General features: G+C 71.3%; 8 protein-coding genes and 1 pseudogene. 1 reads left to right on the top strand and 8 read right to left on the bottom strand.

Annotated elements, in window-relative coordinates:
- Positions 1-146 (bottom strand): annotated as a pseudogene (locus ACFYPN_RS33460) (MFS transporter); the annotation flags it as partial.
- A gap of 174 nt (positions 147-320) precedes the next feature.
- On the opposite strand from ACFYPN_RS33460, the gene ACFYPN_RS33455 reads away from it, so the two are divergent.
- Positions 321-1,250: a helix-turn-helix transcriptional regulator gene (locus tag ACFYPN_RS33455; protein ID WP_358766140.1), complete on the top strand. Its 930-nt coding sequence runs from the start codon at positions 321-323 to the stop codon at positions 1,248-1,250.
- A 148-nt stretch (positions 1,251-1,398) separates the two neighbouring features.
- Here ACFYPN_RS33455 and ACFYPN_RS33450 read toward each other — a convergent pair whose 3' ends face one another.
- From ACFYPN_RS33450 to ACFYPN_RS33420, 7 genes are all read right to left on the bottom strand, one after another.
- Positions 1,399-2,625 (bottom strand): acyltransferase, encoded by a 1,227-nt coding sequence (locus ACFYPN_RS33450; protein WP_358766138.1) that lies wholly within the window; start codon positions 2,623-2,625, stop codon positions 1,399-1,401.
- Between the two features lie 364 nt (positions 2,626-2,989).
- Positions 2,990-4,240: an FG-GAP repeat domain-containing protein gene (locus ACFYPN_RS33445; protein WP_389303645.1), complete on the bottom strand. Its 1,251-nt coding sequence runs from the start codon at positions 4,238-4,240 to the stop codon at positions 2,990-2,992.
- 89 nt (positions 4,241-4,329) lie between these two features.
- Complete coding sequence (locus ACFYPN_RS33440; protein ID WP_358766134.1) at positions 4,330-5,079, bottom strand: hypothetical protein; 750 nt, start codon at positions 5,077-5,079, stop codon at positions 4,330-4,332.
- A gap of 64 nt (positions 5,080-5,143) precedes the next feature.
- Positions 5,144-6,340: a non-hydrolyzing UDP-N-acetylglucosamine 2-epimerase gene (gene wecB / locus ACFYPN_RS33435; RefSeq protein ID WP_358766132.1), complete on the bottom strand. Its 1,197-nt coding sequence runs from the start codon at positions 6,338-6,340 to the stop codon at positions 5,144-5,146.
- Between the two features lie 518 nt (positions 6,341-6,858).
- On the bottom strand, positions 6,859-8,535 hold the full coding sequence (locus tag ACFYPN_RS33430) for an FAD-binding protein (RefSeq protein WP_358766130.1): 1,677 nt from the start codon (positions 8,533-8,535) through the stop codon (positions 6,859-6,861).
- A gap of 10 nt (positions 8,536-8,545) precedes the next feature.
- The gene (locus tag ACFYPN_RS33425) at positions 8,546-9,802 is read right to left on the bottom strand and encodes an MFS transporter (protein ID WP_358766128.1); all 1,257 of its coding nucleotides are present in this window, start codon (positions 9,800-9,802) and stop codon (positions 8,546-8,548) included.
- 6 nt (positions 9,803-9,808) lie between these two features.
- On the bottom strand, positions 9,809-10,594 hold the full coding sequence (locus ACFYPN_RS33420; protein WP_389303642.1) for an SDR family NAD(P)-dependent oxidoreductase: 786 nt from the start codon (positions 10,592-10,594) through the stop codon (positions 9,809-9,811).
- Positions 10,595-10,888 lie beyond the last annotated feature (294 nt).

Raw genomic sequence — 10,888 nt, 5'->3', positions numbered from 1 at the left:
CCGATCACCGGCAACGCCACATTCAAGATCGAGAAGTCCACCGCCAACATGAACTGCGCGACCAACAACACCACCAACACCAGACGAAGACGCCCGTCCAAACGGACCGGCCCCTCCCCCACACGCACACCCTCAGAAACCGCCATCACACACATCCCTCTCCACCGCGGACCGCCCTTGCGGTCCTCCTGGAAAGCGACTCTGGACTCCTCGACGGGAGTTACCCAGCCCCCTGGTCTTGATGGCGCCCGGGAAGCTATCACTCGCAGGGCCACCTTCGCGGGGCGCGCCCGGCGCCGTCCACCGGCACACTGGTAGGCATGGACACCCCCACCGCTCTGGGCGAATTCCTCCGCAACCGCCGCGCACAGCTCCAGCCGGAGGACGTCGGCCTGCCGAGCCACGGCACCCGTCGGCGCGTTCCCGGGCTGCGGCGCGAGGAGCTGGCGCTGCTGGCCGGGGTGAGCATCACGTACTACACCCACCTGGAGCAGGGGCAGAGCACCAACGCCTCGGACAGCGTCCTCGACGCGCTCGCCCGCGCTCTGCGCCTCACCCCGGACGAGCACACGCATCTGCGCAACCTCGCGCGGCCGCCGAAGGCGAAGCGCGCCGCGTCGCCCCGTCCCGAGTACGCGCGCGCCACCACCCGGCGGCTGCTGGAATCGATGCCGCAGGTGCCCGCCGTCGTGCTCGACGGCCGCAACAACGTCCTCGCCTGGAACGCCCTGGGCCACGCGCTGCTCGCCGGACACCTGGACGTGGCGAGCCCGGACGACCCGGCCACCCGCCCCAACCTCACCCGGATGCTGTTCCTGGACCCGCACACGCGGGAGCTGTACACCGACTGGACGAACGAGGCCCGGGTGGCGCTGGCCGCGCTGCGGCTGGTCGCGGGCCGCAACCCGGAGGACCGTGCGCTCGCCGAGCTCATCGGTTCGCTCATGCTGCAGAGCCCCGACTTCGCCGGCCTCTGGTCGAAGCACCCGGTGCGGGACTGCACCGTCGGTACCAAGGCGCTGCACCACCCCGCCGTGGGCCCGATGAGCCTGGACTTCGAGAACCTGCACCTCACCGACGGCACCGGCCACCGGATGCTGCTCTACACCGCCCCCGAGGGGTCCCCGTCCGACGCCGCACTGCGGCTGCTGTCCGGTCTGACCGAAGAGGCGGAGCGCACCCGTTCGAGGAAGCCCCGGCCGAGCGCGGCGGACGCGGACGCCGGCGTGACGGCGGACGAACGGCGCTGAGCGGTACGGAGTGGCACCCGGAGGACCACGCAGGACCACGGACGCCGCACCACGGACACCGCACCACGGGCACCGCACCACGGGCACCGCAGCACGCCAGGACGCCCGGCCGGATACCAACCGGCCGGGCGTCCTGGCGTGGTGCGGGTCAGACCCTCTGCGGCGCCGGGGCCTCCTCGGCGACCGGCACGACCACCAGAGGTTCGGGGGTCTCGGCGGCGGCGACCGCGGCGGGACGCCGCTTGCTCCGGCCGAAGTGCTTCATGGCGGGCGACTCGACGAAGCGGAAGAGCAGCCAACCGCCCAGCAGCGAGGCGCAGAGGAAGCCGATGACCACGAGGATGGCGACCGGGACGCTGTAGGTGTTCTCGCCGAGCAGCGAGCGGAGGTAGAAGATTGTGACGCCCTGGACCAGGTAGAACCCGAAGGAGACCTCACCGAGCCAGACCATGGGACGGCTCCGCAGGAAGGTGTTCCGGTCCTGGGTGTCGGCGGTGGCGGTGGCGCCGATGAGCGCGGCCACCGGGACGATCGTCGCGACGACGAAGCCGTACTGGAACGGGGCGACGAGCGCGGCGGCGTAACCGATCACGGTCAGCGCGGCGGCGACGCCGAAGCCGACCCGCTTGGGCCAGAGGCCGGCCAGGACGATGCGGGCGAGCAGGATGCCGAGGACGAACTCGAAGAGCCGGCCTGCGGGCAGCAGGTAGCCGAACCAGAACTGCATGTCGGAGACGGGGGTGATGGCCGACTTCGGGGTGGCGGGGACCAGGTAGGTGGAGACGAGCTGCACCGCGACCATGCCGACGACCATCAGGCCGCTCCACACCCAGAGCGCGGCGCCCCGGATCTTGCGGATCGGGACGATCAGCAGCGGGAAGAGCACGTAGAAGAGCAGCTCACTGCCGAGGGACCAACTCGGCGGACTCACACTGAGGTTGATGCTGGCCTGGGGGAACCACGTGTGGATCAGGAGCAGGTTCGGCAGCCAGCCGGCGACCGAGGTGACCTGCGATCCCGCGAAGAGCACCATGGCGGCGACGAAGACGACCACGTGGTTCGGGAAGATCTTGAGCAGACGCCGCCTGAGGAAGGCGGTGACCCGCTCGCCGGGCCGCGAGGCCCATGCCAGCACGAAGCCGGAGAGCACGAAGAAGAACGAGACGCCCAGGTAGCCCGCCTTGCCGAAGGCGGTCGTGAGCCAGTCGGCGATCGAGGCGTCACCGAACGGGTTGATCGGGGCGTTGGGCGGTATCGGGGAGTCCATCAGGGTCGAGTGGAAGAAGAAGACGGAGAGGGCGGCGAAGAAACGCAATCCGGTCAGGGAGGGAAGCTTCGCCGGCTTCGTGGGCGCGGGGGACTTCGTGGAGGCCACAGGGGTTCGTCCTTCGTGGATCGGGGCTCGGCGTGGGGACGGGGAGCGGGAGGGAAGAGGGCGTCCGTACAGGGGGGTGGCGCGAGGCGGGGGCGCGAGGCGGGGGCGCCGGATGCGGGGACGTGAGGTGGGGGGCGGCGACGCGCTACGCGGGGTGGACGCCGGGACCGTGCCGTCTGGCGGGGGTTTTCCGAGGGCACGGTCCCGGCGGGCGGGGCGCCTCGCGGCGGACCGGAGGGGGCGGTCGGTGCGGGGCCGGGTGGGGGCCGGGGCGGTCCGGTGGGGCGGACCGGAGGGGCGGAATCGCGGCGGACCGGTGGGGCGGCCCGGCGGGGTCCGGTGGGGCGGACCCGGTGGAGGGGTGTCAGCCCTGCTCGGTCTCGTTGCGGTAGAGCATGAGCTTGGCGTCCTTGGCGACGTAGTAGTTCTGCACCGAGTACGCGATGGTCGCGAAGTCCAGCCGCCCGTCGCCGTTGAAGTCGGCGGTGGCGATGCGGGCGACCGACTCGTCGGAGACGCGCCACTTCGCCCAGACGCCGTTGGCCGCGTCGATCGCCTTGTAGTACATGACGCCCTGCCACGGCCACGGCCCGCGCAGCGCCACCAGGAACTCCTCCTCGCCGTCGCCGTCGAAGTCGCCGCAGACGATCTGGTGGCCGGGCCCCTCGCCGTTCTCGTTGGGGTCGCCGTACACGTCGAGCAGCACCCGGTTCCAGCCCTTGCCCGCGGCGTCCTTCGTGTAGACGGCGACGGTGTTGCCGTGGAAGGGCTCGATGGCGGCGACGTACGCCATCGGGTCGTCGCCGAGACGGCCGGCGTTGAGGTCGCCGCTGCCGCGGAACCCTGTCAGCTCGAACTGGGTGAGCTCACCCGTACCGATCAGCTCGCGGACCCATTCCTGGCGGGCGTCGTCGAAGTAGAGCCAGGTCACGCCCTCGTCGGAGGCGAGCAGGAGTGATTCGAGGTCGGAGCCGGGGACCAGGCCCTTCTTCTTCTCGGCCCCGTGGATCATGCGGAAGTGGGTGTCGTCGACGATGGTCATCGGCCACTCCTCGGCGGTCTGGACGTCGTCGGGCTGAGTGAAGAGCACCACCGGCAGGACCGCGTGGACGTCCTCCTTGGCGACGATGGGGAGGCCGATGATCTGGAGCCGGTCGGTGCGGGTGAAGTGGCCGACGCGCAGCCGGTGCATCCCGGTGGCGCGGCCGACGTAGTGGCGCTTCCAGCGCGTCTCGTCCTTGTCCGGGGAGCCCGGGTTCTCCAGCCAGTCGATCTTGCCGCCCTCGGTGTTGGGGTCGTGGATGGTGCCGATCGGGCCGTAGAGGTCGTAGGAGACGATGACGTCGGGGTGACCGTTGCCGCTGACGTCGGCGAAGTCGGCGCCGACCGGCATCTTGATGCGGTCCGCGATGAGGCGGCGGGTCCACTCGCCGTCGTTGGCGTACCAGTAGATCTCGCCGAGCCGCAGGCCGTAGCCGAACAGGTCGGGCTTTCCGTCGCCGTCGATGTCCGGCGCCTCCAGCCAGTAGCCGTCGCGCAGTTGGTCGGCGACGATCTCGCCGGTGAACTTCGGTGTGCGCAGGGCGATTTCGGTGATCTTCTTCTCGTTGGCCATGACGTCTCTCCTGATCGGGTCGTGGGGTCGGGCAGCGGGGTCGGGCAGCGGGGTCGGGCAGCGATTGCGGGACCGGTGCGGTGCGCGGCTCAGGTCGACCGGCGCAGCGCGCGCGGGACGGGGTGGTACTCGATGGCGAGCCAGACGCAGTCGGTGTCGGCCCGGTACTGGTGCCAGGGGTAGTGGTACGAGCAGTGGGGGCCGGTCGCGCAGAACGGGTCCGGGGTGGTGTAGCCGGGGCTCATCAGGACGTCCTGGTAGAGCGTGGTCTGTTCGCGGTCGCGGAACCGCTGCATCCGGCCGAGTCCGTGCACCTGGGTGTGGACCTCGATGAAGTCGTGCTTGTTGTGGATGGCGCAGTCGGTCCCGGCCGGCGCGTACCAGAGGTTGGCGCGTACGTAGAACTCCCGCTCCGCCAGCGCCACTTCGCGCTCGCCCAGCAGGTGCGCCGGGTCGAAGGTGGCGATGGCGATCTCGTCCTGGGGGCTCCGGTAGAGCGGGGTGTCGTGGGGGAACCCGCCCTCGGGGCCGAGCAGATCGGCCAGGTGCGCCCAGCCGGGCGCGTCGACGATGCCGCTGATGTCGCCGTTCTCGTCCGCGGGCCTCAGCAGGAGCAGCGCCTCGGCCTTCTCGATCCGGACGTCGGCGAGCACGGTGGAGGAGAGCGGGGGGATCGTCTTGCGCGGTTCCTCGCCGATGGTCACGCCGGTGACCCCGGGGTTGATGACGATCGCCCGGCCCTCGACCCGGTAGTCCACGACGTCGCGCACCAGGGTCGCCCCCAGGTAGGGGGTGCTGAAGCTCAGCGGGGTCTCGGTGGCCGTCGGGGTTGCGTTCATGGGGGCTTCCTCTCCATACGGTCGTGCGGGTGCGTGGGGCGGAGGTGGGTGCGCGGGGGGCGCGCTACATGCGGGCGAAGTCGGCCGTGCGCGCCAGCTCGACCGAGAGCGTGTCCACGACGGTCTCCGGCACGAACGGCTCCGGGGCGGGGCAGAGACCGAAGAAGTGGGCGAGCGCCTCGACCGTCCGGGCGGTGGCCCGTCCGTCGCCGTAGGGGTTGGCGGCGTTCGCCATCCGGTCGTAGGCGACAGGGTCGCGCAGCAGCTCCAGGGTGCTGGTGACGATTCCCTCGGTGCTGGTGCCGACCAGGCGGGCGGTGCCGGCGACGATCGCCTCGGACCGCTCGGTGACGTTGCCGAGCACCAGGGTGGGCTTGCCGAGGGCGGGCCCTTCCTCCTGGCTGCCACTGCTGTCAGAGACGATGATGTCGGCGCGGGCCATGAGCTTGCAGAAGCTCAGGTACGGCAGCGGGTCGACGACGGTGATGCCGGGGTGGTCACCGATGTGCGGGAGGAGTGCCTCGCGGACGCTGGGGTTGCGGTGCAGCGGGACGACGACCCGGGTGCCGGGTTCGTCGGCGATGCGGGCGAGGGCGCGTCCGATCGCGGGCAGGTGGGGCCACGCCTCGCGCCGGTGGGCGGAGGCGAGGATGATCCGGCGCGGGTCGGTGTCGAGGTCGGCGAGGGCCGGGTCGCCGTAGCTCCGGGCCCGCCCACCGGCCCAGCGCAGGGCGTCGATGACGGTGTTGCCGGTGACGGTGACAGTGTCGGCGGCGATGCCCTCGCGCAGCAGGTTCGCCAGGTTGCCGGGGGTGGGGGCGAGGTGCAGCGCCGCGATCTGGGCGACGAGGCGGCGGTTGCCCTCCTCCGGGAAGGGGGAGCCGAGCCGGCCACTGCGCAGCCCGGCCTCGACGTGGACCACGGGGATCTGCTGGTGGAAGCCGGCGAGGGCGCCGGTGAGGGTGGTGGCCGTGTCCCCGTGGACGAGTACGGCGTCCGTCGGGGTGCCGGCGAAGTAGTCCTCCAGGCCGCGCAGGGAGCGGTAGGTCACCTGCGAGAGCGTCTGGCGGGGGGCCATCACCTTCAGGTCGACGTCGGCGGTGAGGCCGAAGGCGTCGAGGGTCTCGTCGAGCATCTGGCGGTGCTGGCCGGTCGAGATCACGACCGGTTCAAAGCGGGGGTCTTCACGGAGTGCGTGGATGACCGGGGCGAACTTGATGGCCTCCGGACGGGTGCCGAGTACCAGGGCGACAGAACGCATGATGTCGTCTACTTCCTTCACGTGGGGAGTCGATGCCGGGGCATGACGAAGAAGGTGTGCAGAACCGCGGCGCTGCGGTACGAAAAGGGGTGTGCGGCCAGGGGATTTCGGGATCTCGCTGCGAGGAGCTGTTCGCTTCCTCTTCCGGCCGAGAGACAGCTTTCCCCGCGCCGGATCGGGAGTCAACGAGCGACCGGAGCGGCTCGAACACCGGCTCGTAGAACGACAAATGCCCCGCCCCCGGCATCCGGGAGCAGGGCATCAGAGCAGGTAAAGCACCGCGTATGAGCGGCAGTTGAGGAGGGCGGCGGGCGGCGGGCGCGGCCGGCTCGACACCGCCGCGACACGGGCCGGACACACAGGGGCCCGAGGTCGCACGGGGACGACACACAGGCCCCCGGACCGTGGCGTGCGCACCACGCGTAGGGGGTGCGGCGCGTACGGGGGTGCGGCGCGTACGGGGGTGCGGCGCGGGTCACCCCGGCCGCCGCCCCGTCCGCGCGGGCGCGGCGCGGCCGTCAGCGGGCCGGCTTCACGGACATCGAGTGCCGGAAGAAGTCGGACGGGTCGTACCGCTTCTTCACCTGTTGCAGCTTGGGGTAGTTGTCCTTGTAGTAGAGCGTCTGCCAGGGCACACCGGACCGGTTGTGCCGGGGGTCGGTGACGTCGCGGTCTGGGTAGTTGATGTAGCAGCCGTCGGTGGCATCGCCGATGACCGGCACGCCACCGGTCGTCGAGAAGAACGCCTCGTACGTGTCCCGCAGCCATCCCAGGTAGAACTCGTCCTCGCTCTCCTCCTGCCAGAAGGTCTGGAGGCACATCTTGAAGATGGACGAGCGCTGCGCGTTGGCCGTGTCGTCGGGAGCCGCCGCGTTGACCTGGCCACCGAAGGAGAACAGCACCAGCATGGTGTCCGGGTTGGTGAAGTCCGGACGGCTCATCTGCTGGTAGAGCGTGGCTATCTGCTGGTCCGTGAACCCCTTCTTGAGGTAGGCCGACTTGTGGCCGCCGCGAGAGGTCGGGTTGGTGATGACCGGGTTGTTGGTGCCGACCAGCCGGGTCGCCTGGAGCCACGGCAGGGTGCGCGGCTCGGCGAACTGCGGCATGGCGGGCAGCTCGCCGGTGGCCCGGGTGAGGGGCTGGGGCGTGACCCCGGTGCCGGCGGTGATCGCCGCCAGGTAGTCGTCGAGCAGCTTGCGGGCCCCCGGCACGGTCGCGTCGACCTGGGTGAACATCCCGAGGCTGCCGTGGGCCTTGGAGCTGACGTTGAACAGGCTGGAGAGGTTGCGGTACGGGGAGTCGGGGGCGCTGTGTTCGGCGTGCCAGGCACCGAAGTTCTTGATCAGCCGCGAGAACTTCGCCTCCGTCAGCTGCTCCCAGGGGAAGTCCACCGCGCTCACCAGGACGGTGGACGGCGGGGATATGAGCTGTTCGGAGGGGACGGAGCCCTTGGCGCCCGGCGAGCGGAACCAGTAGCGGGTGACGATGCCGAAGTTGCCGCCGCCCCCGCCGGTGTGCGCCCACCACAGGTCGCGGTGCGGGTCGTTCTTCTCCCGGGTGGCGACGATCGTCCGTACGCCTCCGGCCGCGTCGGTCACCACGACCTCGACGGCGTAGAGGTGGTCGACGACCAGGCCGTGGGCGCGGGAGAGCAGTCCGTAGCCGCCACCCACGATGTGGCCGCCGGCGCCCACGCTGTAGCAGATGCCGCCGGGCACGGTGACGCCCCAGCCCTTGTACAGGGCCTCGTACACGTTGATCAGGCGGGCGCCGGGTTCGACGACGAACGCCCGGAAGGCGGGGTCGTACCCGACGTGCGTCATCTCCGAGAAGTCGAGGATGACCTCGGTGTCGGGGTGGGCGGCGAAGTCGGCGAAGCAGTGGCCGCCGCTCCGCAGCGACACCCGCTTGCCCGCGCGGACCGCGTCCCTGAGGGCGCGCTCCGCGTCCGCCGAGGAGCGGACCATCTTGACGTAGTCGGGCCGGGCGACGAAGCGCTGGTTGTTGCCCGTGGTGAGGCCCGCGTAGCGCGGGTCGTCCGGGGTGACGACCGATCCGGTCCCGGCGCCCGCCCCGGCCGGGGCCTGGGCGGATGAGGCGGAGGCGGCGGGGCCGGCGAGCGCGCCGGCCACGGCCGCGCCTCCGACGACAGCCGCACCGCGGGTGAGCATGGTCCGGCGATGGACACCGTTCATGGGATCTACCTCAGCCTTTCGTGAGAGGAGTGGTGGTGGCGTGACCGGGGCCCGTGTCGGCCACCGCGGGTGCGGCGGCGATCAGGGGCGTTCCGGTGGGGATCTCTCCGGGCCGCGGGTGTCGTTTCCCGCGGTCGAGCCGCCCGGAGAGCAGTGCGGTACCCAGGCCGGCCACCGCGAGCGCGGCGCCGATCCAGGTGGGGGCGGTCCAGCCCAGGCCCCGGTCGACGGCGAGACCGCCGAGCCAGGCGCCGAGGGCGTTGCCGAGGTTGAAGGCCGCGATGTTGGCGGCGGAGGCGAGCGCGGGGGCTCCGGATGCCTGCTGCATCACCCGGGCCTGGAGCGGCGGCACGGTGGCGAACCCGATCGCGCCGAAGGCGAAGAGGGTGACGGCCGCCGGTACGGCGGCGTGCGAGGTGAAGGTGAAGAGCACCAGGATCAGGCTGAGGGCGCCCAGGATGACGTAGAGGCTGGGCATCAGCGCCCGGTCGGCCGCCTTCCCGCCGAGTACGTTGCCCACGCACAGCCCCGCGCCGAAGAGGACGAGGAGCCAGGCGACCGCACTGTCGGAGAAGCCGGCGAGCTCCGTCATCATCGGGGCGAGGTAGGTGAACGAGGCGAAGACGGCGCCGAATCCGAGCATCGTCGTGGTGAGCGCCAGCCAGACCTGGACCTTGCGGAAGACCGCGAGTTCGCTGCGGAGCGTGCCGCCGGGCGGGCGCGGTTGCGCCGGGATCAGCGCGACGATGCCGAGGAGTCCGACGACTCCCACGGCGGTGACGACCCAGAACGTCGAGCGCCAGCCGTATCCGTGCCCGAGGAAGGTGCCCAGCGGGACACCGAGCACATTGGCCAGGGTGAGACCGCTGAACATCAGCGCGATGGCGCTGGCCTTGCGGTCGGGGGCGACCAGGTCGGCCGCGACGACGGAGCCGACCCCGAAGAAGGCGCCGTGGGTGAGGGCCGCGATCAGCCGGCCGCCCATGAGGGCGGTGTAGTCGCCGGCCACCGCGCAGAGCAGGTTGCCCAGGATGAAGACGCCCATGAGCGCCACCAGCATCGTCTTGCGTGGCAGCCGCGCCCCGGCGGCGGTCATCAGCGGTGCGCCGACGACCACGCCGAGGGCGTACCCGGTGACGAGCATTCCGGCGGAGGGGATGGAGACGGACAGGTCGGAGGCGAGGTCCGGCAGCAGACCGACGATGACGAACTCGGTCGTCCCGATGCCGAACGCGCCGATGGCGAGGGCGAGGAGGGAAGGTTTCATCGCCGGTCAGATCTGCCTCAGGGCGCCGCCGTCGACGCTCCACTCGGCGCCGGTGACCTGGCCCGCCAGGGGGGAGAGGAGGTAGGCGACGACGCGCGCGACGTCTTCCGGGGTGCCGATACGGCCGCTCGGCAGTCGGCGCTCCTCGCGGATGAAGTGGTCGACGGCCTCCTCGGGCGGCAGCCCGTAACGCTCGCCGAGCTGTTCGGCGAACCCGCCGGGGGCGTCGAAGAGCGCGGTACGGGTGGGGCCCGGGGAGACGACGTTGGACCGCACCCCGCGCGGCCCGAACTCCGCCGCGAGGGACTTGGACACCGACAGCAGGGCCGTCTTGGTGGCCGCGTAGTCGACGATGCCCGGGTCGGGGAAGCGGGCGGCCTCGCTGGCGATGTGCACCACGGCGCCCCCCTGTGCCGCCAGGAGCAGGGGCAGCGCGTGGCGGGTCATCCGCACCGCGGAGTGGAAGTTGACCTCGAAGGTGTGGTGCCACTGGTCGTCGGTGACGTCGAGGAAGCTCGAACGGGACTCCAGGGCACCGGCGTTGTTCACCAGGCCGTCGAGCCTGCCGTGCCGTTCCAGCACGGTGTCCACGACGGCGCGGGCGGCGCCGGGGTCGGCGAGGTCGGCGGCGACGGTACTCACCCGGTCGCCGAGGTCGTCGGTGTTCCAGGGTTTGCGGGCGACGCCCACGACGGTGGCGCCCTCGGCGGCCAGGAGCCGGGTGATCGCGGCGCCGATTCCGGAGGAGGCGCCGGTGACGAGGTGGACGCGGTCTGCGATACGGAGATCCATCGGTTTCCTTGGGGAAGCGGAGGGAGCGGGGGAAGCGGGGACAGATCAGGGGGAGTTGGACGGCCGGCACGGCCGACGGGGGATGACAAGCCGTGCCGGCCGTCGTTCGGGGGGATCGCACTCGGCCCGGGACCTCGGCCGGAGGCGGCGGGTCCCGGAGAAGGACCGCTCAGCCGGTGACGGAGAGGGTGTCCCGTGCCTTGTTCTTGAGGAAGAGGAAGGAGGTCAGGACTCCGAGGACGACGATCGCGGTGTTCACGATCACGGCCGTCGTGATGCCCTCATGGATGTCCG

It is taken from the genome of Streptomyces sp. NPDC005576, assembly GCF_042871745.1.
GTDB lineage: Bacteria > Actinomycetota > Actinomycetes > Streptomycetales > Streptomycetaceae > Streptomyces.
The sequence above is the reverse complement of the archived record's forward strand: the minus strand, read 5'-3'. Positions and strand labels throughout refer to the sequence as shown.